Consider the following 26,002-nt stretch of genomic DNA (forward strand, 5'->3'; position numbering starts at 1 on the left):
GGTGTCACTCTCGCGGGTTTTGGTTTGGGTTGTCGTCGCCGAAGATGACTGCCTTGTTGCTGTTCGCGCGGCGGATGTACCGGTCGCCCGTCGCGGTGTCGAACTCGACCGTTCGCCCCTCCGACCCGCCGATTTGCTCGGCGACGACGGGGATGTCGAGTGCCGCCAGTTCGTCGCGGACGACCGACGCCGTGCGTTCGCCGACACCTTGCGGGAGGTCGAAGTGTTCGACCGGGAAGATGTCGGCACCGCCGACGAGCCACCCTTCGAGTGACCCGTACGCGCCGCCAGCCTCGACGATTTCCTGCAGCATCGCTCTGAGCGTGGCGTCGGCGTATTTCCCGGGTGCGGCCGTCGCGTCGGCCGGTTCCTCGGGGAGCATCGTGTGTGCCAGTGCCCCGATGCCGTTCTGTTCGTCGTAGAGGCCGACTGCGACGCAGGCCCCCAGTCCGTACGCGACGAGCGTCTCGCCGTCGGAGGCAACGTCGTAGTTCGCCACGCCGACGACGCGCCGGTCGCGGGTGACACGCGTCGCGCCGCCGGTGTACATGTCGTCGCTCATTCGGGAGACACCTCCTCGACGTCTTCGAGGTCGTCTTCGGACAACTCACCCACGTCCACGTCTGCCGCCGCTCGCGCCGTCTCGACGCGGTTGATGTCGATTGCCTCCAGTGCCTCCCGGAGGTCGTTCTCGTCCGGGATGACGTACACGTCGGCGTCGAACGCGTCGTTTTCGGCCTGAATCTCCGTGTCGAAGACGAAAGCGAACTCCTGGTCACGGGAGAGGCCGACGATGAGTGGGTCCACAGCGGCCGGCCCCATCTCCCACGCGAACGTCGGCGTCGAGTGGTCGATGCTGGAGTCGAGAACGTTCGCCCACCCGTCGAGCATCCCGCTGGCCATGATGTTGGCCGCCTCCTGCAGTGCGTCCCGACCCATCTCGCCGAGGCCGTCGTCGGTGTCGGTCCCGGTCATCGTCCGGACGAGTTCGTGGGCCGACGCCTCGTCGAACAGGAAGAGGAGGTAGCCGCTCGGGACGCCGCTGAAACTGAACGCCACGCTAGCGTGGATGTCGTTCGGGACGGCCTCCGGGATGGCGTCGAGCGAGATGAAACTCACTCGACGCACGTCCACTGTCGTGTCGATGCCGGTGAGGCGGGAGAGGTCCTCAGTCACGCGGTCGGTCCCACGTTGAGCCACCCGGTCGAACCCGGCGAGATTCTCGTACTCGATGCCGTCCTCCGTGGAGAACAAGTCGAGTGCCGAATCCTGTGCCGGGATGAAGTAGTGTCTGAATCCGATGTGTCGGCCCCGCGTGCGGATGCGGCTCCTGAACGAGAGCGCGAGGTCGCCCCCCTCGGCGGGCCGGACGAGTTCGCCGATGTCGGTCCCGGAGACGAAGCGCGGGGTCGAAACGTCCACCTTGCGGTCGAGGACGTTCGCCCACCCGTCGATGAAGCCGTTGTTCATGATACCGCCGACTTCGGTGATGGCACTCGCGACGAGGTCCTCGGTGGACATGGTCGTGTCCACGTCTCCGAGGTCTTCGACCATCGCCCGAGCGAGGTCGATGGCCTCGTCCCGGTCGAACAGCAGGAAGGTCCGCCCCTCGATGCCGCCGCCGAGGTCGACCATCGTCCCGGCGTTGTTCGCGTCCTCGGCGAACTCGGCCTCTATCTGTTCGGGCGTGGCGAACTCGATTCTGGTCGCAGTGACGCGGCTCTCGACGCCGGTCATCTGGGTGAGGCGGTCGGCCGCGACGCCGGCACCCTGGCGGGCCATCTGGTAGAACGTCCCCAGTGTGTCGACACTCAGGTGCATTACTCCAACATACTCGGATTGACGCGTTCGGTCAACTGCAGGAACGTCTCCGTCTCCGGGAACAGGTAGACGTTCGCGGTGACCCCCGACGCCGGGACTCGGAGTCGGGACCGGAGGTACAGGCCAACGTCGTCCGAAGTGTTGACGACCTGCTGGACGATTTCCCGCTCCGTGTTCTGGACCGCGCTCGGTTCGGAAACGACGATTTCCTCGCCAAATCGGTTGGCCCACACGTCGAAGTAGCCGTTGGCGAGGATGCCGCTGAGTTCCGTGAGGGCACTACGGGCCATCTCGCCCGACACCTCCGAAACGTCATCGACCGTGTTCGACAGCATCAACGCCGCGGCGTTGTTGGCGGCCCGGAGCGGGAACAACACGAGGACGTACCCGTGTGGCACTTCCCGTATCTGGATGCGGGCACCCGTCCGCTCGCCTGTCCCGAAACTCTGGGTGAGTGCCGCGTCCGTCGCGTACCCCACCTGCACGGGGTCGGTTTCGACGACACCGTTGGTCGCGTTGACCTGCTGGAGACGGTCGGCCGCACTGTTCGTCCCCAGTTCCGCCAGCCGATTCATCACGCTCAGTTTCCCGATGGGAAACCGGCGATTCGCCATGTCGAACCCCTCCGGTCTGCTCTCCTGTTCTTTCTCCATCATAGTTCTGATGTATCGAGTACGTGAATTAACTCCCCGTCGCTCCCGGTCGTCGCGCCGCTCAGCTCCGGCACGTCGGCCAGCAGGTCGTCGTACGGGGTAATAACGACTTCGCGGCGTTCGAGGACGCCGCCACAGCGCAGTTCGAGTCGCTCCTCGCCGGTGTCGACGTGGACGACGGCCGCGTCGTCGCCAGCAGGTACGTCGCTCCCGCCGAGCGTCGTCGCGAGTTCGAGCGTCCGGTCGGCTGTCGCCGTCGTCTCGAGCAGTCCACCGTCGGTGACGCGAGCACCGATTGCCGGGCCGACGTGTTCCACGTCGGCCGTCGGTACCGCGAACCGCTCGTCCCCGGCCTCGACGAACAGCACTTCCGCGACGGCGACCGACACCGGGATTCGAAGCCGGACGAGCGTCCCCTCGCCGGGGTCGCTCTCGACTTCGACGGCACCGCTCAGCCCCGTCACGGTCTGTTTCACCACGTCCATGCCGACACCGCGACCGCTCGTCTCGGTCACGCCCTCACGCGTCGACAGCCCGGGGTGAAAGAGCAAGTCGAGCACGTCGGACTCCGAGAGGTCGGCGGCCCCCGACTCAGCGACAACGCCCGCCTCGACGGCGGCGTCGCGGACGCGGTCCGGGTCGATACCGGCACCGTCGTCCTCGACTTCGATGAGTACGTCGTCACCCTCGCGGGCGGCCCGGACCTCGACCTGCCCCGTCCGCGGTTTCCCTGCCGCTTCGCGCTCGGCGGGCGGTTCGATACCGTGGTCGACGGCGTTGCGCACGAGGTGAACGAGCGGGTCGCCGATGCGTTCGATGACGCCCCGGTCGAGTTGAATGTCCGCACCGTCGACGGACACCTCCGCCTCGGTGCCCGTCTCCCGCGCCACGTCGCGGACGACGCGCGGGAGGCGGTCGGTCACGCGCCGGAGCGGCATCAGCCGGATGCCCATGACCGTCCGCTGGAGCGTCCGCGCGACGGTGTCGAGCGAGGAGACGGTCTCCTCGGCCGCCGGGGCCTCGACCTCCCGTGAGAGTTGCCGGACGTGCCGCGAGAGCCGTTCCGCGACCGACAGCAACTCGTCCGCGTGTTCTGCCTCCACGGTGAGCGACTGGAGGTCGGCCCCGCTACGGGCCAGCGACCGCGGCCGTTCCTCGTCGGGTGACTGGAACCGGCCCGAGGGGAGCGAACTCTCCGCGATGGTCTTCGCCGCACCCGCCGGCCCGCCCGTGGCGTCGTCCGACGACTCGAACATCCCCTCGAACCGCGACTCGAACTCGTCGAGCGTACTGTCCGACTCGAAGGCGATATCGTCGGCTCCAGCTACGTCGGCGTCCGCTTCGGCTTCGTCCAGTTCCTCCTCGTCGAGGAGGTCGGTCCCGAGGTCGTCGTCCACGGCACTGTCGAGCGTGTCGTCGTCCGCCGCCATCTCGGACGCCTGTCGCTCCAACACGTCCACGACGGACTCCGTCTCGTCGTCCTCGGCGTCCGCCGAGTCCGGCCGGTCGGTCCCGTCGTCCGCCACCGTCTCCGGGGCATCCGCTCCGTCTGCCGCGTCCACCCCGTCGTCGGCCGCCATCTCGGCGTCCGCCTGGTTCAGCAACTCTTCTACCGCCTCGGTGTCGATGCCCTCGTCGGCATCGGCAGGGTCGGCGGGTTCGGGACTGTCGTCGGCCACAGTGGCGTCCGCTCGGTCGGTCGGCCCCGGTCCCTCGACGGGCTCGGGTGTCTCAGCCGTGTCGGTCGTTTCGGCTTCGGTTGCTGGACCGTCGGCCGCCTCGGCTCCGTCGCTCGCCTCGGCAGTATCGGCCTCGAACGGGTCTGCGGCGAACGGCACCTCGGCTTCTTCGGCAGTCGAACCTGCCGCGGAGTCGCCCTCGGCGGGTGTCTCGTCGGGCGTGTCGGCCGCCGCGTCGGTTGGGGCGTCGACACCCGTCTCCGCCTCGGGGTCCGTCTCCGGGTGGCCGTCGTCGGATGCGGTGGGTTCGTCGGCGGTGTCGTCCGCCGGTTCGTCCCCGTCGGCCTCCATGTCGATGAGCTCTTGAATGCTCATCTCGTCCTCGTCGTCGAACTCGCCGAACGATTCCTCCTCGATTTCGGACTGGAGTTCGTCGACGGACGTCTCCTCGTCTTCGACCGACTGTTTCGCCCAGATAAAATCTATCTCCGAGCCGACGGAGTCCTCGTCGGACGGCTCTGCGGTCGTCTCGGCGGCACTCACGTCGGCCGGTTCGTCTCCACCCGCCTCGGCGGCCGCCGAGCCGTCGCTTCCGTCGCTGTCGAACAGGTCCGAGACGGACTCCTCGTCGGTGGCCGAGTCCGCCGTCGTGTCGTCGTCCGGGAACGCGTCCGTCGGTTCGTCGGTCCCGGCGAACAGGTCCGAGACGCTCGACTCCGCGTCCGCCTCGGTCACACCGTCGCCGTCGGCCGCGTCCGCAGTCGAACTGGCCCCGGCGGCGTCGGCATCGGCCTCCGGCCCGGCTTCGGCGTCGGCCGTTCCGGTGTCCGAGTCGGTTTCCGAGCCAGTTTCGGCGTCGAACAGGTCCGTGTCCGAATCGGTCTCGGCCGCGGCGTCGCTGGCTTCAGCCTCGGCCGCTGGTTCGGCCGCGTCGGCCGGTTCGTCGGTACCGGGTGTCGCGTCGGCGTCTCCCTCGGGCGGCTCCGCAGTGTCGAAGGGCGTCTCCTCGCTGTCCGACCCGCCGAGCGAACCGGTGCCCTCGTCGCCGAACAGGCTTTCCTCGGCGGGTTCGGCTTCGTCGAGGTCGAGGTCCGACGGGTTCACGTCCGTGAGCGCGTCGTCGGACTGTGGGCGGTCGTGCTGGTCCCCGTCGCTGGACTCACCGTCGGCCTCGGGTTCGCCGGCGGTGTCCTCGACCGGGACCTCGTCCAGAAATTCGTCGGCGAACGAGGACTCGTCGTCGTCCAACGCCGCCGCTAACGACTCCTCGGTATCGTCTTCGGCTTCGAGTTCGCTGGCCGCGTCGTCCTCGGCGTCGTCGAACAGGTCGTCCATCGACCCCCCACCTTGGACATCTTCGAGGTCGATATCCGGTTCCTCGATGTCCGCCGCGAGGGCGTCGAGGTCGTCGAACTCGCTGGCCGCGTCGAGAGCCGCCTCGACGCGCTCGTCGGTGACGAACTCCTCGGTCGTGGAGTCGGTTTCGTCGTCCTCGGGCGGCGTCTCGGGGGGCGACCGCGCCACGTCGGTCGGACTGCCGGCCTCGTCGTCGGAGGCCGCCGTGTCGGCGACGGCCCGGACCGAATCGACGACCGGTTCGGGGTCGGTCTCGACGGTCCCGCCGTGCTCTATCTCGTCGAGCATCGCGGCGAGAGTGTCCGTGGCCGAGAGGGCGTGGTCGGTCACCTCGCGGTCGGGGTCGAGCGTGCCCGCCCGAACCGCATCGAGGAGGTCTTCGAGGGCGTGTGCGAGGGCACTCGCCCCGTCGTACCCCTCCATGCTGAGCGTCCCCTTGAGGTTGTGGGCCGTCCGGAAGAGGCCGTCGACCGTGTCGCGGTCCGGCGAGTCTTCGAGCGAAACGAGGGACTCGCTCAAGCGGCGGACGTCCGCGCGCGCCTCCCGGACGAACCTGTCGTCACTCATCGTATCTGTTTGGGCAGGGCGTCCTCCTCGAAGACGTTCCGGATAGCCTCTTTCACGTCACGGTCGCTGAACGGCTTGATGAGGTAGCCGTCGGCACCCGCCTTCGCGGCGAGTTTCATCTTCTTCTTCTGGCCGACGCTCGTACACATGATGACCTTGATGTCGTCGTCGAGTTCGTTGAGGGCGGCCGTGGCCTTGACACCGTTTGCCTTCCGCATCACGATGTCCATCATCACGAGGTCGATTTTGTCACGGTTGTTCTTGAACTGCTGAACGGCCTTCGCGCCGTTCTCGGCTTCCGCGACAATTTCGAAGCCGGAGATATCGAGGGCTGACGCTACGTTAGCCCGCATGTAACCCGAGTCGTCGACAATCAGTACGCCGAGGGACATGACATTTTCAATGGGCAGAAGGATTGATTTAATTTTTGCCCCGTTAGTATCACTCTCATATCATTTCGTCGGTCCGTTGGGTCAGGCGTGGTACGTCGAGAACCCCGAGTACGTCGTCCTCGGACGCCACGGTGGCGAGGAACGCGGCCGGGTCGAGTCCCGGCGGCGCGCCCGGTTCGATGTCGTCGACGTGGACGTCGGTCAGTCCGTCGATATCGTCGATTTCGACGGCGAGCGTCGTCCCCTCACCGTCACGCTCGAACGCCACGGTTCGCGTCCCGTCGTCCGGGTTCGTCTCGTCGGCCCCGACGACTGCCGCGCCGTCGAGAACGAGCGTCAGTTCGCCGCGGAGCTGGGCGACGCCGGTGACGATGGCCGGTGTGTTCGGAACGGGCGTAAGGTGTGGCGTCTCGACGATGTTTGCCACGCGGCCCGCCTCGACAGCACAGCGGTAGTCACCGACTACGAGGCGGAGGAACTGGACGCTGTCCGGGTCAGCGGTCCGGTTCGCCGTTTGACTGCTCATCTGTTTCCCCCTCCGCGCCGGACGATAGCACCCTGAGCGGACATCACCGAACGTTCCGAGAAGTGGTATAATAATCTTCCGTCGATTTCGGCTGTCAAAACGTAGCCAACGGTAAATACCCCGACCGTATCTGTTTGTTTCACATGGTAGAGACAGTTATTTGGTTCGGGCTCGCCGCGGCGGCACTGTTCACCGCGGCTGTCACGGCCATCGTCGTCGGGGCACTCCGTGGCCGGCTCCGCTCGCCGTTCTACAACTTGCCGCCGTTTTTCGCTCTCGTCGCAGGTATCGCTTACAGCGTCATGGCTGCGGTGGAAGTCGAGATTATTCCCGCAGTCCTGCCGAAACTGCTACAGCTGACCGCCATCCGATACGTCGGGTGGCTGTTCGCCACCGCCGTCATCACGTACTACCTCGGGATGCTGTCCAGCGCGGACATGGAGAACCGGTTGTCGGCGGTCGGTGCGGCCATTCTGCTGGTCGTCGCCGGGTTCGTCGCGGCCCTCAACGACGGCCTCATCCGGTGGGGGATGTTCGGGATGTCCGTGATGTTCTTCGTCGGTATCGTGTTCACCTTCCTGCGCCCATACAGCGCGGCGATGGTGGAGAAAGAAGACGGGTCACGGAGCCTCTTTACCAGCCTCCGAGACTTGACTATCGGACTCTGGACGCTGTACATGGCCGTGTTCGTCCTCGGTCCGTTCGGTGTCGAGGTGTTGACCGTCGCGGACTATCACTTCGTCAACGTCACGCTCGACATCGCGGCGATGGTCGGTATCATCGCCGTACTGCTCCTCCGGCAGTACGAACTCCGGACGTTCGTCACAGGCGACATCGACGCGTCACCGAGCTAAGCCCGCCACGGCGCGCTCGACTCTTCGTATCGGCGGTGAGAACAGGTCCCCGAGGAGCCGCCGCGTCGCCCGCTGTATTAAATCACACCCAGTACCGATGAATTAAATCGCCCCTACCGTTTATTACACCCCGTTAGTAATTACGCCCATATGTCACAGGCGTCCGGAATCAAACGCGGGTATCGACGGAAACTGGGTCTGGGGGGCGTGGTCATCGCCGCGCTGGTGGTCGTGGCCGGATACAACGTCTACTCACAACTCGCACCACAGTTGTCGGGTGCGGTACAGGGAGAGTTGCTCTCGGGTCTCGTGAGTATTACCCTCGTCGCCCTGACCGCACTCCTGTTCATCAGTGCCGCGCTCGGGCGGGAGTCGATGACGGCCCTGACGATTCTCACGGAGCGGGCACGGGAGGACGACACGCTCGACGTGGATGTCGAGACGGACGACGACATGGGCGAGCTGTACGAATCGTACGCGGCCGTGCGCGACGCCCTGCAAGAGCGCATCCGGGAGAGCGAGACGAAAAGCGAGGAACTCAGGTCCTGTGCATCGGATTTCTGTGATACGATGGAACTGGTCGGGAAGGGGGACCTGTCACAGCGACTCGACGAAGACGTCGACGACCCCGTGATGGCCCAACTCGCGGGCGACTTCAACGTGATGATGGACCAACTGGAGACGGCCATCGGTGACCTCTACGCGTTCACCGAGGACGTGTCGACGGCGTCGGACCTGCTCGCCCAGCAGACGGCACAGTCGATGCAGGCGAGCGTCCAGATTCGGGAGGTCGCACAGGAAATCAGCGACCAAGGCGAGATGACCACGGCTTTCGAGCAGTTCGAGAACGTGGACATCGACTACGAGAACGGGGCGGGCGGCGACGGGTTGGACATCGAACTCGACGAGACGGTCGACTCGATTGCGGAGTTGGGTGACCGGATGGACCGTATCGACGAGATTTCCGAGTTCATCTCGGACGTGGCGAACGAGACCAACATGCTCGCGCTGAACGCCGGTATCGAGGCGTCGAAGGTCGACGACGACAGCGCGGAGGGGTTCCAGGTCGTCGCGGACGAGGTCAAGTCACTGGCCGAAGAGACCGAGGAATCCGCGAACGAAATCGAGGACAGTACCGAGGACATCCGGTCTGGCACGCGCCAAGCGGTGGAGAGCGTCCTCCGCCAACAGGCCGAACTGCTCTCGACCCTCTCCGAACAGGTCGAGGACCTCTCGGAGAGTTCCACGGAACTCCAGCAGACCCTCTCACAGCTCAACCTGTCGGAGCGAACCGACGACAGCGCGACACTCGACGCGGGCCGGGAGCGCCCACCCGCCGAGTGACCGCGGACGACATCCAGCTCCGCCGGGACGCCACGCGGGCGGTCACGACGCTCTTCTAGTGAATGAGAACGCTTACAGTACCGCCGGTCGGCCGTTGATACATGACAGAAACCGTGTTGCTCGTCGGTGGCGGTGGCCGCGAGCACGCCGTCGCCCGCGCGCTCGCAGACTCGGACGCGACCCTGTACGCGTGTGCCGGGAACCGAAACCCCGGTATCGCCGCGGTGGCTGCCGGCTTCGAGACGCTCGACACGACGAACCCGCAGGCAGTCGTGGAGTACGCCGAGGACGTCGACGCCGACCTCGCCGTCGTCGGTCCGGAGGCACCGCTACAGGCCGGTGTCGCGGACGCGCTCGACGAGGCGGGCGTGTACGCGTTCGGCCCGCAGGCCGACGAAGCGCGCATCGAGACGGACAAGGGCTTTCAGCGTCGCTTCATGCAGGAACACGACGTTCCGGGGTGTCCCGACTTCGAGGAGTTCCGGGACATGGAGGCGGCCTGCGACTACGTCGACGAGTACGACGGTGACCTCGCGGTCAAGCCCGCGGGCCTCACCGGCGGGAAGGGCGTCCGCGTCATCGGCGACCAAGTGACCGCCGAGGAGGCAAAGACCTACATCCGCGAGTCCGAGTACGACCGCATCGTCCTCGAAGAGCGACTCGTCGGCGAGGAGTTCACGATTCAGGGGTTCGTCGCCAACGGCCAGTTGCGTGTCACGCCCGCCGTCCAGGACCACAAGCGTGCGTACGAGGGCGACGACGGGCCGAACACCGGCGGCATGGGCAGTTACAGCGACGCGTCGCTCGAACTCCCGTTCATGGACGAGGACGACTATCGCGACGCCGTCGACATCATGGAAGCCGTCGTCGATGCCTTGGACGGCTACAAGGGCGTCCTCTACGGCCAGTTTATGCTCACCAGCGAGGGGCCGAGAGTCGTCGAGTTCAACGCACGCTTCGGCGACCCCGAGGCGATGAACACCCTGCCGACTCTGGAGACGGACTTCCTCGACGTGCTGACCGCCGCTCGGGACGGCGACCACCTCCCGCAACTCACGTTCGCAGAACAGGCGACGGTCTGTAAGTACGCCGTCCCCGACGGCTACCCCACCGACCCGGACGCGGGCGCGAAGGTGACCATCGACCCCGACAGCGCGGGCGACGCCATCCTCTTCTATGCGAGTGTCGACGAGCGTGAAGACGGCATCTACACGACTACCTCCCGCTCCTTCGCCGTCGTCGGCGTCGCGGACACCATCACCGAGGCCGAAGAAATCGCCGAAGGCGCGCTCGAACGTGCCGGGACAGAGGGCCTCCGCGTCCGCCACGACATCGGCAAGCCGGACCTCGTCCAGAGTCGCATCGACCACATGGACACCCTGCGGTAGTCCGGCCACCTCGCCACACGGCCGGCACAGTAGTTTCAAGACGGCCGACGGCGAACCAACGGGCGTGAGTGACGACAGCGACGACACGCGGCACGCCCGGACCACCGCCCACGCGACGCCGGGGCCGCTGAACTCCCTTCAGTACTGGACGGACGCGAAGCATCCGCTGCGGGTGATGTTCACGTACGCCCTCGTCCTCGCGGCCCGCATCGCGCCGAGTCTTCGCCTGCGGAACTGGCTGTTGCGCCGCATCGGCGTCACCGTCGGTGCGGGCGTCTCGTGGGGACTGGAGGCCACCCCGGACGTGTTCTGGCCCGAGTTGATAACCATCGAGTCACACGCCATCGTCGGCTACGACGCGACGCTCCTCTGTCACGAGTTCCTGCAGGACGAGTACCGGACCGGGGAAGTCGTCGTCGGCGAACGGGCGATGGTCGGGGCCGGGGCAATCGTCCTTCCGGGTGTCGAAATCGGTGATGGCGCGCGGGTCGCCGCGAACTCGCTGGTCACCGAGGACGTGCCCGCCGACACGACGGTGGCGGGCGTTCCGGCGGAAGAAGTCTAATCGCGGATGCGGACGATGCCCGAGCGCAGGACCTCGCGGTTCGGGACGATGTGTTCCTCGCCGTCGCTCTCGACGTGCGTGACGAAGAGGTTCACCTCCTGAACGATACCGGAGCGGTCCCCGACCCGTACCTCATCGCCGATGCTGTACGGTTCTTCGAGGAGGAGGTACGCTCCGGCCGCGCCCGAGGAGAGGAGGTCCCTGAGGGCGATACCGGTGAGGAAGACGAGACCGAAGACGTAGCCGAACAGCATTACGAGCAGGGCACTCGTGGCGACGCCCAGTTGGCTCAGGGCAATAAGGAACGCGATGTAGAACACGCTGTACTTGACCAGCGTGGGAATGAACCCGACCTCCGGGAGTTTGATCCCACGGAGACGCTCGCTGACCAGCACCCCGGCCTTGTCACCGACGACGAGGCCAGCGATGACGGCGAGGACAGCGACGAGGACGCGAGGGAGGAAGCCAGCCATGAACGGCAGGACGGTGGCCGTGTTGAGCAGTCGGGCGACGTCGAGTGCGATGAGTGCCCCCGCGATGTAAATCGACAGTGAGACGAACTGCGCGAGGAGGCCCACCGTCGAGGTACCGAGGCCCTGCGCGCTCCGCTCGAAGGCCGTCCCCTCGACAGTCTCGTGGAGGCCGACAGCCCGTAACAGACGGTACACCGTCCGCCCGACGACGTAGCCGACGAGGAGGGCCACGACGAAGATGCCGCTGGCGAGCAGGACCCGTGAACTAGTGAAAAACTGCACTAGTGTTTCGTGGAGTGACATCAGTACGCCTCCGGGTCGAGTTCGAGAACGATTTCACCACCCTTGAACGCGCGCACGAGGCCGTCACTTTCACTGAGAACCACCGCGATGGCGTTCGTGTCCCGCGTAATCGCGCCGGCCGCCATGTGTCGCGCACCGAGGCCCTTCGGGATGTCGACACCTTCGGCCGACGGTTCCAAGTAGCGATAGGCCGAGACTATCTTCCCGGCGTCGGAGATGACGAACGCGCCGTCGAGTCGGGAGAACTCCTTCAACATCACGTTCACGATGGGGTCGCCAACGTGGACGTGAGACTTCTCGAAGGGGTTGTACGAGAGCGGCCGGGACTTGTTCATCACCTTCCCGGCGTCACCGACGACGAACAGCGCGCCGACCGGTTTCCCCTTCTGGCCCTTCTTCCCCAGTTCGACGGCCACGTCCACCACGTTCCGGATGACCTCCGGTTCGGCCCGAGAGTTGACGAACAGGCTGTAGACGCCCGACTGCTCGAAGTGGTCCGCCTGCAACCGCATCACGGTGTCGGTGTCGTCGCCGAACGTCTGTACCGCGCAGGCCAGTTCCGCCTCGGGGTCGATGAAGTCGTTGTCCAGCGCGCCCTCGATACCGAACCGGACGCGGGCCGCCACGTCGTTGAATTCGAGTGGGAGTTCGACGAAGGTGTCGGCGTCCACCGTATTCTCCTCGGCGACGACGACGACGGGCGTCTCGTCGTCAGCCTCGAAGTCCCGGTAGAACGAGGCACTCGGCGAAAAGAGGGAAACTGCGTCCACGTCGGCGACGAGGTGCCCGAGTACCTCTTGGAGGTCGGTCATTGTCACATCTAACTCTACAGGTAGAAAAAAGCCTTCTGGGGCCGTCGTGCGCGCGTCTCACACGCGTCACACGACTCGACTGCCGTCCCGGGGCGTTCTCACCGCGGCGTGCTGGCACTTATTTAACAGTTCCAGTCGTGGATACACGTATGCCGACGTTGCCAGACGACCCGGACCCGGCCACGGAACTGTATCGGCACCGAACCGAGGCGGTCTCCGTGGACCGCGGGGACGGGCCGCCGGTCGTGTTCAGCCACGGGACGCTGATGGACTGGACGATGTTCCAGCCACAACTGGACGCGCTCGCACCCGACTACCGAACCATCGCCTACCAGAACCGCGCCCGGACCGACCGGTGGCAAGGTCCCTACGACCTCGACGACCTCGCTGACGACTGCCGGACGCTCGTCGACGCGAAGGGCATCGACTCCTGTGTCCTCGCGGGGATGTCGATGGGTGGGTTCATGGCCCTCCGCTACGCCCTCAGTTACCCCGATACCCTCGACGGTATCGTCCTCATCGACAGCATGGCGACGCCACACGAGGAGGCCGAACAGGAGACCTACCAGCAGTGGATAGACACCACGAAAGACGCCGGCGACGTGCCCGACCAGATGGCCGACATCGTCGGCAACATGCTGTTCGGCGAAACGTCGAACGAGGAACGGACGGACCTCGTGAACCACTGGAAAAACCGGTGGCAGACCTATCCCGGGACAGCCATCTACGACGAGGTGATGTCGTGGCTCTACCGGGACGGCGTCGCGGACAGACTCGACGAGATAGACGTTCCCGTCCTCGTCCTCCACGGCGAGGAGGACATCTCTATCGAACCCGAGCGTGCGGAAGCGATGCTCGACGACCTCCCCGACGCACGGATGGAGACGATTCCCGAAGCCGGCCACTCCTCGAATCTCGAAAACCCCGGCCCGGCCAACGACGCCCTTCGCTCGTTCCTCGCGGACGTGTACTAAAACCGCGCCGCGTCCCGCCACGTACTCGACCGCGTGATGCGGACGAGGGCGTTCTCGGGTCGTGCGTGTGGGTTGAACACGGCCGAATCACCCTCACCCAACCGGAAGTCCCCCAGCAGTCGCTCCCGTGCCTCGAATGGGCAGGTGTGGGAGACGAGGACCGTGTTCGTGTCCGAGTTCTCGGGCGGCGTCGTCACGCGGTCGACGACGCGTTCGGACCGATTCTCGACCCCGGACGTGAGGTCGCCGGTGGTGCGCACGTCGTCGAAGGCCAGTTCGGCGGTCTGCCGACACCGGCAGTACCGACTCGACAGGACCTGTCCGACCGGAATGTCCAGGTTCTCGAAGGCAACGCCAGTCAGCCGGGCCTGCTCGCGACCCAGCTGTGAGAGGTTCCGCTGTGTCGAGCAGTCCTCGAGGTCGAGTCGGTCGTCGGGCACGTCGGTCGTCTCGTCAGTCGCGGCGTGCCGGAAGTAGATGGTGAATCCCCCCTCCGAGAGAAGGTCGAACAGCCGCTGTGTCTGGTCGGACCACGGCGGGTCCGGCGTCGCCGTCTCCGTCCGCGTCGCCGTCTCCGTCCGCGTCGGCGACGCCGCGGCCGTCGCTGTCTCCGTCGGCGATTCCACTGTCGGCTCTGTTGAGGTCCCCACCCCATCGGCCGGCACGCGGTCACTGCACCCTGCGAAGGCTGCCACCGCGAGGCCGGCCAGCAGTTCCCGGCGGCGCACGTCTCTTATTTTTTTACAGGACTACAAATAATCTGTGGTCGGCTTAGCGGGGAATTTAGCGGGAGAGAGAGAGTGAATTGTCGTCAGCCTGAATATTCGTCGCCGTCGAGTGCGTCGACGAACCTATCGAACGCGCCGCTCTCTGCGTGGACGTGGGCGTAGGTACCGAGCGTCCGGTACTCGGTGAGGCCGTCGTGGTCGCCGTCGATGCCGTCGCCGCGCTCCATCTCGAAGGCAAAGCGGGCGTCCCGGCCGATGTCGGCACTGCTGTAGTGGAACTCGTGACCCCGTTGAGTGTCGCCCGCCGTGGCGGTGAGGGTGTCGCTTGTCGCGCGCAGTTCGACGTGGTCGAGTGCCTGATACCGGTCGTGCATGCGGACCTCTGCGGGGAGGACACCGGCCATGGCCCCCGTCTCGCCGTCGGCCGTCGTGAGCGACTCGGCGAGGGCCATCAGTCCCCCGCACTCGCCCAGAACCGGGAGGCCCTCGCTCGCACGGGTGCCGAGCGTGTCGAGCGCGGGACTTCCTGCGAGTGCTTCGACGTGGAGTTCCGGGTAGCCGCCAGGGAGGTAGACGCCGTCACAGTCGGGGAGGTCGTCACCGGCCGTCGGCGCGAACGTGACGACGTCGGCCCGCGAGCGCAGTCGCTCCATCGTCGCAGGGTACCGGAAACAAAAGGCGGCGTCCTCGGCGACGGCGACGCGTGGCCCGTGGTCGTGTTCCCCCCGTTCCGTGCGCGGGTCGCCACCCGTCGGTGGCTCGCGGGCCAGCGCGGCCAGCCCCTCGGCGTCGACGTGTTCGGCGGCGGCCGAGAGTCCGTCCTCGGAGAGCGGTGCCTCCGTCCCCATGTGGAGACCGAGGTGGCGGTCCGGGATGTCGAGGTCCGGCGTCGGCGGGATGCGGCCGAAGTACGCCATGCCGTCGGGGAGTGCGTCGCGGATACCCTCGGCGTGGCGGCCACCGTGGGCACGCTGTGCGAGGACGCCGACCACGTCGATGTCCCGCCCGGCGGTGGTCGCGTACTCGCGGAAGCCGAGGGCCGTGGCCGCGACGCTCTCCATCCCGGCTTTGGCGTCGACGACGAGAACGACCGGCAACTCGAGTGCGTCGGCGACCATCGCCGTGCTGGAACAGTCTCCGTCGTACAGCCCCATGACACCCTCGACCAGGCACACGTCGCCGCTCCCGCGGTGGTAGTTCCGGCGCAGGCCGTCCGTGCCTTCGAGCCAGCAGTCGAGCGTCCGGGACGGGCGGTCAGCGACGACGGCGTGGTGACTCGGGTCGATGAAGTCCGGTCCGGCCTTCGCCGGTTGGACCTCGTGCCCCGCGTCCTGCAACGCCCGAATCGTGGCGAGCGTCGCCACCGTCTTCCCGACGCCGGATTTCGTCCCCGCGAGGACGACGCCGTTCACGGCCCGGCCTCCGGCGGGTCGGGGACGAGGGCGTCGTACACCGTACGGACGCGCTCGCGGACGCGAGCCATCGGGATTTCCGCCCGGTCCGCCAGCGCGAGCGCGCCACCCATCCCGACGCCTTCCTTCGCCTCGCCGGCGGCGTAGGCGGCCATCGCCGGGTGGTCCGCGGTGTCGAACCCGGGGTCGGTGACGGTCAGCGACACGTCCAGCGCGTCGGCCGCACGCCGCAGGTCGGTACTGTCGTCCTCGGCGACGAAGGCCGTCGTGGCCAGCGGGAGGGGCGTCTCGACGCCGGCGTGGCGCGCCAGTGCCGCGGCGGTGAGCATCTGCGTCCCTCCGGCGAGCGTGACGGCCGTGTCCGATTCGGTGAGGCCGACGAGGAGGCCCGTCACGGTGGCCAGCACGGGGTCGCCCGCCCGCCGGAGCGCGACGGTCGGCGACCCGGCGGCCTCGCCCGTGTCGAGCGAACTCGTCCGCAATGCTTCGCCGACCACCTCCTCTTTGAGCGCGAGCGGGTTCTCCGGGAGCGACGAGGAGACAGTCGCGTCCTCGCCGAGCGCGCGGAGCACGCCCAGTGCCGTCGTCGTCCCGCCGGGGATTGACTCCGCGAGGAACACCTCGTCGTCGGGTATCGCACGCCCGAACTCCCGTGCGGCCGCGACGACACCGGGGGCCGTCGGCACGGGGTCTTGCTCGCGGATGTCCTCGCCCGGCCGCGCACCGACGGTCACCGTCGGCGCGCCGGTCGGTTCCGCGAGGCCGCCGTCCACGACGGTCACGTCGAACCCGAGCAGGTCCCGGACCGCGCGGGTCACGACGGCGGGCGTCGGACACCCGCTGGGACTCACCGGGACCACCGGCGACCGAACCGGGTGTCCGTACTCGACGATTTCGGCGTCCGCGCAGGGCGTGTGGACCATCAGGTCCGAGTCCGCACCCGCGGCACTGATGCCGTCGATGCTCGCTGTGCCGGTCGTTCCCGCGACAAGGACCAGTCGCGTCACGCTCTCCCCCGTGTCCGTTGTTCCATACTACTGTCGTTAGTCCAACTGCACTTTAATTCGCCGTCCCACGCCGGTAGTGTTCAGATTAGCTGATTCCATGCGAAGGCAAACGATTGGAGCCAGTCGTCAGCTGTGTCTCGCTCGGCGTTGCTGAAACAGTTTGAGAACGAAGAAGTACGTCGTTTTACCTCACGAAAGACACGTTCGACACTGTTCCGATTTCCATGACGTTCATATCTGAAATCGAGGCCGTGTCGTTGACAGGCGTCTTTCAGCGGGGCGGCACCATCGACGAGAAACACGGCGTCGTCGACGGCGTGTTTCTCGCGGAGTTCGGCAAAGAACGCGTGAGCGAAAGCGTTTGTTCTCACTGGCTCAAGCTTTGTATGGAGTAATTCGTTCGTGTCAGGATCGACGGCGGCGTACAGCCAGTAGCGCTCGTCGTCAAGCTGGATCACAGTTTCGTCGACCGCAACGTGATCTGGCTGGCGTCCATCCTGGGGCTGTAGATCGGCCTTGTGAACCCAGTTGTGAACAGTGGATCGTGCGCGTTGGACACCGAATACATCAAGAAACGAAACAGTATTCGAAAGCGAGAGTCCAGCAAGATGCAACTGAATACTGAGTTTCATCAGCAGTTGCGGTGTCGCTTCGCGCTCCACAAACTCTAACTCGATCTGGTCTAAACAGCCGTTGAGGCGGTCGGTTTTTGGCATAGAGCACTAAAAACCGCATCCGCCTCACCTTTCAAGCTTATCTGAACACCGCCCCCACGCCGCGGGACAGTTTTATCACGACAGCGGGACCGCTCTACGGTATGGAAGGGTACGACGAACTCATCTCGTCCCTGACGCCACGGCAGGAGAGCGACGCCGTCAGCATCCACCAGAACACTGTCGGCATCGCCTGTCCCGCCTGCGAGGAGCGGTTCGACAACCTCATCGTCTGCAAGGACGAGTTCAACTCGCTCGAACTGGACTTCGCGATGGACATCTGTACGACCACCCACGACGGGAACCCGCTTCTGTTCACGCACAAACACTGAGTCAGCCGACCTGCACCGCGAAGACGACGTTCTCGCTGTCGTCGACGATGACGTGCATTGGTTTCTCCGCGTCCGTCCACTCGTGTGTTTCGGTGGGACCGTCGGCCACGTCGATGTTGACCGTGTAGTCGGCGTCCATCAACACCTCGTTGTTGATGGTCGTGGCGGCGGCCACGGGGAGTTCGAGCGTCCGGTCGATGCGCGTCTCCTCGCCGTGGGTGACGGTCACCGAGACCGACCGCTCGCTCGACGACTCGTTGTGGACGATTACGTCGGTCGCACCGCGCGCCTGTCCCTCGCCGAACAGGCACCCGCTGGTTCCGACGACCGCTGCTGTCACACCTGTGAGAACCGCGCGTCTGGAGGGCATGGTCGCATCTCCTCGTCGGAGGTCGTTAACTCTTGGCCAGTCAGTCCTCGACGATTCGCGACCCGCCGGGCGGTAGGAACTCCTGAATCCGGTCCGCGCTCGCCACCTTGCGGACGAACGACTCGTCGGCGAACCGGTCTTTGAGTTCGCGGTAGAGCATCGTCGCCATGTCGTTCTGGGCGTACCGGCCGGGTTCGAGCCGAATGGTCGTCTCGGTGTCGGGTTCGATGGCCGCGGGCGGCCCACCCAACACGCGGGTGTCCGGTTCACACCGCACGCCGACGGCGACGCGCGCTGGCACGTCCCCGAAGTACGTCCGGTCGCCGCGGACGGCGAAGCCGCCCTTTTCGAGATACTCGCCGCTCTCGGGCGTCTTCGACACTTGATCGGGGTCGACCATGTACACGTCGCCCGCGTGTCTGCCGTCCTTCCAGACCGACGAGTACGAGAGCGCGAACGCGGCGGCCTGCTGGAGCGTCGCGTCCGGGAAATCCACGTCCTTCGACGACTCGCTCGGCCCCGTCGCCTTCAGCACCGTCACCGGGCCACCGTGGGCCTGTGCGTGGAAGAACTTGTCACCGCCTTCGAGGTACTTCTTGACGAGTTCCTCGTTCTGGTCGGCGTTGCGGCCACCGATGACGAGGAAGCCGTCGCTCGTGTGGAACCAGCGGAACCGCTCGTACCACTGTTCGGATTGCCGGACCGGAATCGACTGTTTGGACAGCCAGTCGATATCGGCCGCCTCGTCCACCGTGTCGTCCGTGTCACCGGTCTGGTCCCCGTCCTCGGCCTCCCACTCCTCGCGTCGCCGCTCGATTTCGGCTTTCTCCTCGCGGGTCCGCTCGATGGCCTCGCGTGCCCCCTCTGCTTTCTCTTCGATACGCTTGGCCTCGGTGTAAAGACGGTCTGCGTTCTTCTCGACGCCCGTGTCGGCCTCGAGCGTAATCTCGTGGTCGTCGATGGCGACCGTTACCGTCCCCTCGGAGCCGTCGACGTCGCGGACGGCTTCGGCGGCCGGGATGCCGCGCTCGCGGCCCTCCGCGAAGCGGTCGGCGATGTCGTCCCACGGGACATCCTCGGCGCGGGCCGACTGGACGGTCGCGAGGATTTCGTCGACGAGGTCGTAGTTCGCGTAGAGGAGTTCTGCACGTTCGCGCTCCCGTTCGGCGTCGGCCTCGAAATCCTCGATGGCACCCTCCTGCTGTGCGATGATGCGCTCTTTCGTCTCGATTTCGCCCTCGAAGTCGGGACGCTGGCGACCACCGCCCGCCTCCACGCCGGGCGTCGGGTCAGCCTCGTAGTGTGTGAAGTAGTCGTCCAGCGCGGCGGTGAACGTCTCGAAAGAGTCGCTCGGCAGACTAGCGTACTCCTCCATCGGGACGGGCGTGGCGTCCACGCGCAAGCCGCGGTCCGTGTCGCCTTCGTCGCCGTCGGCCTCGTCTCCGTCGTCGCCCTCGTAGTACACGCGGGCGTCGAGGTCCGCACCCGACAGACGGTCACGGAGGTCCGAGACGACGCGAAAGAGCTCGTCGTACACCGCCTCGTCCGCGTCGGCGATGTCGAGCGTCTTCTCGACGCCGGCGCGGGTACAGAGTTCCTCGCCCCAGAAGCCGCCGAAGTCCAACTGCGTGGCGAGCGTCCGCACCACGTCGGTGTCGGAGTCGGCCATCCGTGCCCGGAACGCCTCCCGGTCGGCAGTCAGTGGGTTGAACCGGGCGTCCGGGAACTCGTACTGTGCCCCCGGCGCGACGGTCCGGGATTTGAGGCGGACGGTTTCGAGGCAGTCGATTACCTCGCCCGTCGCGTCGAGAACGGCGACGTTGCCGTCCCCGAACAGTTCCACGACGACGGTCGTATCACCGTCGCCGCGCTCGAAGTGGAACTCGACGATGCGGTCGAACTCGTACTGTTCGACGCCCACGAGGTCCGCCCCCGACAGGCGGTTGCGGAGCATCATGGCGAAGTTCGGCGGACGGCCCGGGGCGTCGGGGACGTTCTCCGGGTCGGCGACGCGGACGTGTTTCGTCTCGCCGAGGTCGACGAGCAACTCGACGCGCCCGCGGTCGAAATCGCGCATCCGGAAGCGCAGGAGGTCGTCCTCGTAGAGGTAGGCCTTGTCGACCTTCGCGCCCTCGTAGGCCCCCAACTCTCCAACCAGCGCGGCGATGTCCACGCTGGTCAACTCCTGCTTTCGGTCCATGCCCGTACCTGCCGCGGCGGCCTCAAATGGGTGTCGTCTCGGTGCCTCTCAGACCTCGTCGGCGATGGCCTCGCCCGTCTCTAGCCCGCTCCGCAGGGCGGCGTGGACGCGGGATTCGCCGGCCACCCAGTCGCCGGCGAAGTAGAGGCCGTGGTCTGTTGCCGCCTCGATGGCGTCGTCCACGCCGCCTTCGGGCAGGGCGTACCGCCAGTGCTGGGTGTCGGTCCAGTCCGGGTCGGCGAGTCTGTCGTCGTCCACGAGCGTCGCAACCGCGTCGGCGGCCGCCGCCGTCGTCTCGGCGTCGGGGTCGTCGTAGTGGGCGACGGACCAATCGCCCCCCATCTGGACGACCAGCAAACTCTCACCGTCGGGGACGTGTCCGTCCTTGCACTCCTCGCGGGAGACCCACCCCACGTCGTGTTCTTTGTCCGTGTTGACCAGCGCGTAGTAGGGCCAGTCCACCTCGAACGGGTAGTGCAGGACGGCGGTGACGATGGTGCGGTACGGGACGACGGCGACCGCTTCCCGGATGTCACGGCGGACGCTGTGCTCCCAGTTCGCGTTCCCGAGCAGGTCGGCCGTCTGGGGGGCCGGCGGCGTCAACAGGAGCGTGTCGAAGGCACCGAGGTCGGTGGCGTCGGCGTCGTAGAGTCGCCACCTGCCGTCTTCCCGGACCGGTTCCGTCACCCGCGTCTCGCGGTGGACGGTGGCGTCCGTCTCGTCGAACAGTCGCTTGGCCAAGCCGGTGATGCCGTCGGCGTATGTCAACTTGCGCTCGTCGGCGTCACGCCCCTCCGCAATCGTGCCCTCGGCGTCGAACGTCCAGACTGGTTCCTCGATGTCGACCAGTCCGTCCGCATCGAGTTCGTCGGTGAGGAGGGTGGTGACGCGCTCGTCGTCGGTCTTGACGTAGTTCGCGCCGTGGTCGTACCGACACCCCTCGCGCCGTCGCGTGGCGGCCCGCCCACAGACGCCTCTGCTCTTCTCGAAGACAGTCACGTCGACGGGCGCGTCCCGGAGCGCGTACGCCGCACCGGACCCCGCCGCGCCAGCACCGACGATTGCCACGTCCTCTGTCATCGTCTAGACGAGGGGAGCCACTCCCAAAAGTGTCCCTCTCGTCGGGACGCCGGGTCGGCGGGAGAGTCAGAGTCGTGCCGCGAGGCGTTCGAGTGCGTCGTCGCCGTCGGGGGTGATGGGGTCGCCGTGGCCCACGCAGGCCACCTCGAAGGTGGGGCTCCGGGTGGCGAAGTCGCGAATGCTCTCGCGTATCTCCCCCACGTCGTAAGAGTCGAACCAGATTGGGGGCGTGAACTCGCCGTCCTCTTCCCAGACGAGGTCACCCAGCAGTGCGACGCCGCCGTCGTGGACGTACACCGTGTGTCCGGGGTTGTGTCCGGGCGTGTGATAGGCGGTGAACCTGCCGATTCGGTCGCCGTCCTCGACGTACTCGACGGTCACGTCGTCGGGGAGGGGGGCGACCCGTCGGGCGACGCGGTGAAAGAGGCCCTTGTGGTGGAGGAGCGGCGGGTCGTCGTCACCGGCCGCGAGACGGCCGTCTGCGGCCCCGATGTACACGGGACTGGACATCTCGCCGGCGATTCCCGAGAGACCCCACGTGTGGTCGAGGTCGTAGTGGGTGAGGAGGACTCGGTCCACGTCGGCGAGTGTGTACCCGGCCGCCGCGAGTTCCGAACGAAGCGAGCGGCGGTTCCACCTGAGGCCCGTGTCGACCAGCGTGACGCCGGTGCCAGCCCCAGACTCGTCGAAGAAACGTTCCGTGTCGTCCACGAGGTAGGCGTTGGTGGCGAGCGGTGGCACGAACCCGAGGTCGAGTAACCACACGCCAGCCGCCACCTGCTGTGCCATACCGAACGTTGGGTGGCCACCCGCTAAAGCCACTCGGTGCCACCGGCGGACTCAAGCGGTCCCGTGTGTGAGAGTCGGTGTGTCGGGTGCGGTGGCACCGGTTATCTCGAAGCGGGCACCGCCTTCGGTACTCGACGTAACCGTGATGTCCCAGCTGTGGGCATCGACGACGGTTCGGACGATGGAGAGGCCGAGGCCGGTGCCGGTGTCGCTGGTCGTGAACCCGCGTTCGAGGACATCGTCGTACTTGTCCTCGGGGATGCCGGGACCGTCGTCCGCGATGTAGAGGCCCTCCTCGAGCGGCCCGACGGTCACCGTTACGTCTCCATTGCTGTGTTCGACGGCGTTGCGGAACAGGTTCTCGAAGACCTGGACGAGGCGACCCTTGTCGGCTTCGACAGTGGTGTCGGCGACGACGCTCAGCGATGCCTCGTCCGTCTCGACGTGTCGCCACGCGTCGGTGGCGGCGGCATCGAGCGTGACGGGTTCGGTCTCCTCTATCGTCTGTCCCTGCCGTGCGAGGGTCAGGACGTCGTCGATTATCGTCTCTATCCGGTCGTGGGACCAGCGGAGTTTGTCGTAGTACTCGGGGTCACCGTGTTCCTCAGCGAGGTCGACCGCACAGTTGGCGACGTTCAGCGGGTTGCGCAGGTCGTGTGAGACGATAGCGGCGAAGTCGTCGAGTCGCTCGTTCTGTCGTTCGAGTTCAGTCGTCCGCGCTTTGAGTCGCTGTTTCCGACGCTCGCGGGCGGTCACGTCGTGGATGAGCAGCGCGCGACCGGTCACCTCGTCGTCGTCGGTCAGCGGTGTGACCGAGATGTCGAAACAGCGTTCCTCACCGTCGAGTGACACCCAGACGCCGGAGAACTGCCCCGTCGTGACCGCCGGGTCGAGAACCGACACGTCCCCGGAGGCGTACACGTTCGGGTCGATGATGTCCGTCAATGCCTTCCCGATAATCCGGTCGTCGGCCGCACCGAGCATCCTGCGGCCGATGGGGTTCACGTCGACCAGTCTGTTGTCGTGGTCGAGGACGAGAACGCCGCTGTCCATCTCCTCGATGATGCGGTCCCGGGCGGCCGGGGCGAGCGACTTGGACCGTGGCCCGACCGCATCGAGGATGGGGCGGAGTGGAATGAGCGTCAGCGTCCGGTAACTGACGAGGGCGAGCAACGAGACGAGCGCGAAGAGCGCGTACACGGACGGGACGAGCGTCGTGTACGGTACCGGGTCGAACGGTGAGATGGCGACCAACGTCGCGAGAACGGCGACGACATCCACCGAGAGGACGAGAAACGTCCGCTTGCGGTAGACGTTCCGGGACGCCAGAAACTTCCGGACGACGAACGTCGCCCCGACGACGTGGGCACCGACCATGAGTGCCGCGTAGAACCACCGAGCCGGGCCAGACACGAACGAGAGCGAGGCCGTAGCCCCGTCGGCGGTGTACGCGACGTTCGCGTAGTACAGTTCGTGGAACCCGAGGGGGCTGTTCGTGAGTGCGAGCGTCAACCCGACGGCCGGCACCCCGAGGAGGGCCGCCAGCCGCGGACGGGTAAGCCAGTCCTCGTTACCGGTGTAGGTCAGCGCGAAGAACACCCACGCCGGAGCGGTCAGCGCGATACCGAGTTCGGAGAGGTAGAGTCCAGCGAGATCCAATCCGAGACCGACCGTACCGAGCACGAGTGCCTGTCCGACCGCCCACAGGAAGATGGCGAACTGCACGACAGAGAGACTCCCGTCCGCAGAGAAGAGGTGACCGTCCGACCGCCTCCAGAGCACGTACCCCAAGACAGCCGTCAGGGCTGCCGACACCGAAAGGAGGACGAGATACGCAGTAAACTGGAGTACCATACACTACCTGAGACGTGTTTGAACATAAACAGTCCCCTGCTATTATCACACATGATACCAAACGGCAGAGACCACCTATCGGCTACAGCCACAGGAGCAGTACTCAGAGTCGCTTTGAGACGTACGGCCCGTCCTGCCGATAGTCGAGTTTTTCTCGATAATACTGCCGGACGCCGATGCCCGAGAGGACGGCGAGTTTCCCGAACCCGGCGTCGGCCGCCAGTCGTTCGGCTTCGGCCAACAGACGGCGGCCGTATCCACGGTGCTGGTGCTGGGCGTCGGTGGCTGACTCGGGGACACTACCGACGCCGACCTGACTGCCGTAGACGTGCAGTTCCCGGACGAGGGCCGCGTCGTCGAGTTCCTGCCGTACCGGGTCCTTCGGGAACCGGAGGCGACAGAACCCGACGAGGAGGTCCTGTTCCCTGTCCTCGAAACTGATGAAGTGTTCCCGGCCACCGGCTACCTCGTACTCCAGCACGTCGAGGTCGACCGTCTCCGGTTCGGCGTCGTTCATCCCCACTTCCCGACACCGGATACAGTCACACGTCCAGCCGTGGTCGTCCATCCGCTGGCGGGCCAACTGCCGGAGGTTCGACTTCCAGACGCCGCCCTCGATGTGGTCCGCCGGGATGTCCCGCTGGACGCGCTGGAGACGCGTGTACTCGGGAATCATCGACTTGATTTCCGCGACCAGTTCCGCCGCCTCCTCGTTGCCCAACGGCTCGAAGTCGCCGCGGTGGTACATGTCGTAGGTGGCCGTCCCCTCCACGATGAGGGTCGGATATATCTTGAGGTAGTCCGGCCGCCAGTCGGTGCTCTCGAACAGGCGGCGGAAGTCTTCCAGACACATCTCCTTGCTCATCCCCGGTTGGCCGGGCATCATGTGGAAGCCGACCTTGAACCCGGAGTCACGGAGGCGGCGGTTGGCGTCGATGGAGGCCTGTACGCCGTGGCCGCGGTGCATCTCGCGGTTGATTCGCTCGTAGGTCGTCTGGACGCCCACCTCCACCTTCGTCCCGCCCAGTCGGAGCATCCGGTCTATCTGCTCGGGGTCACACCAGTCGGGCTTGGTCTCGAACGTGGTGGCGACGTTACGCACGTCGGTCGTCTCGTTCTCGGTCAACACGTCCTCCAGATAGCGGAACTCGTACTCGTCGGGGTCCTGTGCGAAACTCACGTCCTCGGCCGGGTCGGGCCGCCCGTCCACGTCGTAGTCGTTCATCGCCTCGATGGCGCGCTTGACGAACCACTCCTGATAGTCGTGGCTCCGCGCGGTCATCGTCCCGCCCATCAGGATGAGTTCGGCCTTGTCGACGGGGTGGCCGATTTCCCGCAACTGTTCGAGCCGGAGTCGTACCTGTCCGTACGGGTCGTAGTCGTTCTGCTTCCCGCGCGCGGCGGCCGGTTCGTGCCCGGTGTAGCTCTGCGCGCTGGAGAACTCCGAGTCCGGGCCGCCGGGACAGTAGAGACACTTCCCGTGTGGGCACCGGTGGGGCGAGGTCATGATTGCGATGGGGGAGACGCCCGATGCGGTCCGCACGGGCTTGCGCCGGAGAACTTCCTCTAGCTCCTCGCGTTGCTCGTGTGGCGCGAAGTCGAGGATTTCCGAGTTCTTCGGCACCTTCGGGGCGGAGTACTCCGAGCAAACCTCCAGTTTGGCACTCTCCACGTCCTCCCGGTCGATGTCCCCGGCGAGGATGCGGTCGACCAACTCCGCACAGACTCGCTCGAACGCCTCCGTCTCCTTCGGGTCGGGCGTCTCCGTACTCATTGGACTGTCGCTATCGAGTATCGTCGCGTGCCGCGA

At 66.2% G+C, this 26,002-nt stretch carries 24 protein-coding genes; 6 read left to right on the top strand and 18 right to left on the bottom strand.

Annotated features, from left to right (window positions below; all coding sequences use genetic code 11):
* Nucleotides 1-4 precede the first annotated feature (4 nt).
* The 6 genes from MUG95_RS02165 to MUG95_RS02190 are packed head-to-tail and all read right to left on the bottom strand — an operon-like array spanning nt 5 to nt 6,994.
* Nucleotides 5-562: a chemotaxis protein CheD gene (locus tag MUG95_RS02165; protein ID WP_247009433.1), complete on the bottom strand. Its 558-nt coding sequence runs from the start codon at nt 560-562 to the stop codon at nt 5-7.
* Complete coding sequence (locus MUG95_RS02170) at nt 559-1,821, bottom strand: chemotaxis protein CheC (RefSeq protein ID WP_247009434.1); 1,263 nt, start codon at nt 1,819-1,821, stop codon at nt 559-561. The genes MUG95_RS02165 and MUG95_RS02170 overlap by 4 nt, the downstream gene beginning before the upstream one ends.
* Nucleotides 1,821-2,477, bottom strand: a complete 657-nt coding sequence (locus MUG95_RS02175; protein WP_247009435.1) for a hypothetical protein — start codon at nt 2,475-2,477, stop codon at nt 1,821-1,823. The genes MUG95_RS02170 and MUG95_RS02175 overlap by 1 nt, the downstream gene beginning before the upstream one ends.
* Entirely contained in the window at nt 2,474-6,076 is a 3,603-nt protein-coding gene (locus MUG95_RS02180) for an ATP-binding protein (RefSeq protein ID WP_247009436.1), read from the bottom strand. The genes MUG95_RS02175 and MUG95_RS02180 overlap by 4 nt, the downstream gene beginning before the upstream one ends.
* The gene (locus tag MUG95_RS02185) at nt 6,073-6,468 is read right to left on the bottom strand and encodes a response regulator (RefSeq protein ID WP_247009437.1); all 396 of its coding nucleotides are present in this window, start codon (nt 6,466-6,468) and stop codon (nt 6,073-6,075) included. The genes MUG95_RS02180 and MUG95_RS02185 overlap by 4 nt, the downstream gene beginning before the upstream one ends.
* A gap of 55 nt (nt 6,469-6,523) precedes the next feature.
* Nucleotides 6,524-6,994 carry a chemotaxis protein CheW gene (locus MUG95_RS02190; protein WP_247009438.1) on the bottom strand — a complete coding sequence of 157 codons (471 nt, stop codon included), beginning with the start codon at nt 6,992-6,994 and terminating at the stop codon, nt 6,524-6,526.
* A gap of 143 nt (nt 6,995-7,137) precedes the next feature.
* Between MUG95_RS02190 and MUG95_RS02195 the strand changes: the two genes are divergently transcribed.
* The 4 genes from MUG95_RS02195 to MUG95_RS02210 all read left to right on the top strand — a co-directional run bounded on the left by MUG95_RS02195 (nt 7,138) and on the right by MUG95_RS02210 (nt 11,145).
* A complete protein-coding gene (locus MUG95_RS02195; RefSeq protein ID WP_247009439.1) occupies nt 7,138-7,848 on the top strand; it encodes a bacteriorhodopsin in 711 nt (236 codons plus the stop codon).
* Nucleotides 7,849-7,998: 150 nt separating this feature from the next.
* Nucleotides 7,999-9,192: a methyl-accepting chemotaxis protein gene (locus MUG95_RS02200; RefSeq protein WP_247009440.1), complete on the top strand. Its 1,194-nt coding sequence runs from the start codon at nt 7,999-8,001 to the stop codon at nt 9,190-9,192.
* Between the two features lie 101 nt (nt 9,193-9,293).
* Nucleotides 9,294-10,580 carry a phosphoribosylamine--glycine ligase gene (gene purD, locus MUG95_RS02205; RefSeq protein ID WP_247009441.1) on the top strand — a complete coding sequence of 429 codons (1,287 nt, stop codon included), beginning with the start codon at nt 9,294-9,296 and terminating at the stop codon, nt 10,578-10,580.
* Nucleotides 10,581-10,644: 64 nt separating this feature from the next.
* Complete coding sequence (locus MUG95_RS02210; RefSeq protein WP_247009442.1) at nt 10,645-11,145, top strand: acyltransferase; 501 nt, start codon at nt 10,645-10,647, stop codon at nt 11,143-11,145.
* Here the strand turns inward: MUG95_RS02210 and MUG95_RS02215 are convergent.
* Both MUG95_RS02215 and dacZ read right to left on the bottom strand, forming a co-directional pair.
* Nucleotides 11,142-11,921, bottom strand: coding sequence for a mechanosensitive ion channel domain-containing protein (locus tag MUG95_RS02215; RefSeq protein ID WP_247009443.1), 780 nt, complete (start codon nt 11,919-11,921; stop codon nt 11,142-11,144). The two genes, MUG95_RS02210 and MUG95_RS02215, sit on opposite strands and share 4 nt — an antisense overlap.
* A complete protein-coding gene (gene dacZ, locus MUG95_RS02220) occupies nt 11,921-12,733 on the bottom strand; it encodes a diadenylate cyclase DacZ (RefSeq protein ID WP_247009444.1) in 813 nt (270 codons plus the stop codon). Before dacZ ends, MUG95_RS02215 begins: the two co-directional genes overlap by 1 nt.
* A 149-nt stretch (nt 12,734-12,882) precedes the next feature.
* On the opposite strand from dacZ, the gene MUG95_RS02225 reads away from it, so the two are divergent.
* Nucleotides 12,883-13,707, top strand: a complete 825-nt coding sequence (locus tag MUG95_RS02225) for an alpha/beta fold hydrolase (protein WP_247009445.1) — start codon at nt 12,883-12,885, stop codon at nt 13,705-13,707.
* On the opposite strand, the gene MUG95_RS02230 is transcribed toward MUG95_RS02225, so the two are convergent.
* The 4 genes from MUG95_RS02230 to MUG95_RS02245 all read right to left on the bottom strand — a co-directional run bounded on the left by MUG95_RS02230 (nt 13,704) and on the right by MUG95_RS02245 (nt 17,570).
* The gene (locus MUG95_RS02230) at nt 13,704-14,435 is read right to left on the bottom strand and encodes a histidine phosphatase family protein (protein WP_247009446.1); all 732 of its coding nucleotides are present in this window, start codon (nt 14,433-14,435) and stop codon (nt 13,704-13,706) included. The two genes, MUG95_RS02225 and MUG95_RS02230, sit on opposite strands and share 4 nt — an antisense overlap.
* An 83-nt stretch (nt 14,436-14,518) precedes the next feature.
* Nucleotides 14,519-15,847 carry a cobyrinic acid a,c-diamide synthase gene (locus tag MUG95_RS02235; RefSeq protein WP_247009447.1) on the bottom strand — a complete coding sequence of 443 codons (1,329 nt, stop codon included), beginning with the start codon at nt 15,845-15,847 and terminating at the stop codon, nt 14,519-14,521.
* Nucleotides 15,844-16,854, bottom strand: coding sequence for a nicotinate-nucleotide--dimethylbenzimidazole phosphoribosyltransferase (locus MUG95_RS02240; RefSeq protein ID WP_247009448.1), 1,011 nt, complete (start codon nt 16,852-16,854; stop codon nt 15,844-15,846). Before MUG95_RS02240 ends, MUG95_RS02235 begins: the two co-directional genes overlap by 4 nt.
* A gap of 80 nt (nt 16,855-16,934) precedes the next feature.
* Nucleotides 16,935-17,570 (bottom strand): IS6 family transposase, encoded by a 636-nt coding sequence (locus MUG95_RS02245; protein WP_247009449.1) that lies wholly within the window; start codon nt 17,568-17,570, stop codon nt 16,935-16,937.
* A 101-nt stretch (nt 17,571-17,671) separates the two neighbouring features.
* Here MUG95_RS02245 and MUG95_RS02250 point away from each other — a divergent pair, with 101 nt between their 5' ends.
* Entirely contained in the window at nt 17,672-17,899 is a 228-nt protein-coding gene (locus tag MUG95_RS02250) for a DUF7385 family protein (RefSeq protein WP_247009450.1), read from the top strand.
* A 1-nt stretch (nt 17,900) separates the two neighbouring features.
* Here the strand turns inward: MUG95_RS02250 and MUG95_RS02255 are convergent, their stop codons facing one another.
* From MUG95_RS02255 to MUG95_RS02280, 6 genes are all read right to left on the bottom strand, one after another.
* Entirely contained in the window at nt 17,901-18,269 is a 369-nt protein-coding gene (locus tag MUG95_RS02255) for an Ig-like domain-containing protein (protein ID WP_247009451.1), read from the bottom strand.
* Nucleotides 18,270-18,309: 40 nt separating this feature from the next.
* Nucleotides 18,310-20,469: a ribosome rescue protein RqcH gene (gene rqcH / locus MUG95_RS02260; RefSeq protein ID WP_247009452.1), complete on the bottom strand. Its 2,160-nt coding sequence runs from the start codon at nt 20,467-20,469 to the stop codon at nt 18,310-18,312.
* A gap of 48 nt (nt 20,470-20,517) precedes the next feature.
* The gene (locus MUG95_RS02265; RefSeq protein WP_247009453.1) at nt 20,518-21,549 is read right to left on the bottom strand and encodes an NAD(P)/FAD-dependent oxidoreductase; all 1,032 of its coding nucleotides are present in this window, start codon (nt 21,547-21,549) and stop codon (nt 20,518-20,520) included.
* Nucleotides 21,550-21,615: 66 nt separating this feature from the next.
* Nucleotides 21,616-22,338 carry an MBL fold metallo-hydrolase gene (locus MUG95_RS02270; RefSeq protein WP_247009454.1) on the bottom strand — a complete coding sequence of 241 codons (723 nt, stop codon included), beginning with the start codon at nt 22,336-22,338 and terminating at the stop codon, nt 21,616-21,618.
* 51 nt (nt 22,339-22,389) lie between these two features.
* Entirely contained in the window at nt 22,390-24,192 is a 1,803-nt protein-coding gene (locus MUG95_RS02275; protein ID WP_247009455.1) for a histidine kinase N-terminal 7TM domain-containing protein, read from the bottom strand.
* Nucleotides 24,193-24,295: 103 nt separating this feature from the next.
* Nucleotides 24,296-25,966 carry a tRNA uridine(34) 5-carboxymethylaminomethyl modification radical SAM/GNAT enzyme Elp3 gene (locus MUG95_RS02280; RefSeq protein WP_247009456.1) on the bottom strand — a complete coding sequence of 557 codons (1,671 nt, stop codon included), beginning with the start codon at nt 25,964-25,966 and terminating at the stop codon, nt 24,296-24,298.
* Between the last annotated feature and the right edge of the window lie 36 nt (nt 25,967-26,002).

Source organism: Halorientalis litorea, from assembly GCF_023028225.1.
Taxonomy (GTDB): Archaea; Halobacteriota; Halobacteria; order Halobacteriales; family Haloarculaceae; genus Halorientalis; species Halorientalis litorea.

Bases quoted from the DNA above. Each gene is read 5' to 3' on its own strand.
- MUG95_RS02165 (WP_247009433.1), bottom strand. From the start codon at position 562: ATGAGCGACGACATGTACACCGGCGGCGCGACGCGTGTCACCCGCGAC.
- MUG95_RS02170 (WP_247009434.1), bottom strand. From the start codon at position 1,821: ATGCACCTGAGTGTCGACACACTGGGGACGTTCTACCAGATGGCCCGC.
- MUG95_RS02175 (WP_247009435.1), bottom strand. From the start codon at position 2,477: ATGATGGAGAAAGAACAGGAGAGCAGACCGGAGGGGTTCGACATGGCG.
- MUG95_RS02180 (WP_247009436.1), bottom strand. From the start codon at position 6,076: ATGAGTGACGACAGGTTCGTCCGGGAGGCGCGCGCGGACGTCCGCCGC.
- MUG95_RS02185 (WP_247009437.1), bottom strand. From the start codon at position 6,468: ATGTCCCTCGGCGTACTGATTGTCGACGACTCGGGTTACATGCGGGCT.
- MUG95_RS02190 (WP_247009438.1), bottom strand. From the start codon at position 6,994: ATGAGCAGTCAAACGGCGAACCGGACCGCTGACCCGGACAGCGTCCAG.
- MUG95_RS02195 (WP_247009439.1), top strand. From the start codon at position 7,138: ATGGTAGAGACAGTTATTTGGTTCGGGCTCGCCGCGGCGGCACTGTTC.
- MUG95_RS02200 (WP_247009440.1), top strand. From the start codon at position 7,999: ATGTCACAGGCGTCCGGAATCAAACGCGGGTATCGACGGAAACTGGGT.
- purD (WP_247009441.1), top strand. From the start codon at position 9,294: ATGACAGAAACCGTGTTGCTCGTCGGTGGCGGTGGCCGCGAGCACGCC.
- MUG95_RS02215 (WP_247009443.1), bottom strand. From the start codon at position 11,921: ATGTCACTCCACGAAACACTAGTGCAGTTTTTCACTAGTTCACGGGTC.
- dacZ (WP_247009444.1), bottom strand. From the start codon at position 12,733: ATGACCGACCTCCAAGAGGTACTCGGGCACCTCGTCGCCGACGTGGAC.
- MUG95_RS02225 (WP_247009445.1), top strand. From the start codon at position 12,883: ATGCCGACGTTGCCAGACGACCCGGACCCGGCCACGGAACTGTATCGG.
- MUG95_RS02245 (WP_247009449.1), bottom strand. From the start codon at position 17,570: ATGCCAAAAACCGACCGCCTCAACGGCTGTTTAGACCAGATCGAGTTA.
- MUG95_RS02250 (WP_247009450.1), top strand. From the start codon at position 17,672: ATGGAAGGGTACGACGAACTCATCTCGTCCCTGACGCCACGGCAGGAG.
- MUG95_RS02255 (WP_247009451.1), bottom strand. From the start codon at position 18,269: ATGCCCTCCAGACGCGCGGTTCTCACAGGTGTGACAGCAGCGGTCGTC.
- rqcH (WP_247009452.1), bottom strand. From the start codon at position 20,469: ATGGACCGAAAGCAGGAGTTGACCAGCGTGGACATCGCCGCGCTGGTT.
- MUG95_RS02265 (WP_247009453.1), bottom strand. From the start codon at position 21,549: ATGACAGAGGACGTGGCAATCGTCGGTGCTGGCGCGGCGGGGTCCGGT.
- MUG95_RS02270 (WP_247009454.1), bottom strand. From the start codon at position 22,338: ATGGCACAGCAGGTGGCGGCTGGCGTGTGGTTACTCGACCTCGGGTTC.
- MUG95_RS02275 (WP_247009455.1), bottom strand. From the start codon at position 24,192: ATGGTACTCCAGTTTACTGCGTATCTCGTCCTCCTTTCGGTGTCGGCA.
- MUG95_RS02280 (WP_247009456.1), bottom strand. From the start codon at position 25,966: ATGAGTACGGAGACGCCCGACCCGAAGGAGACGGAGGCGTTCGAGCGA.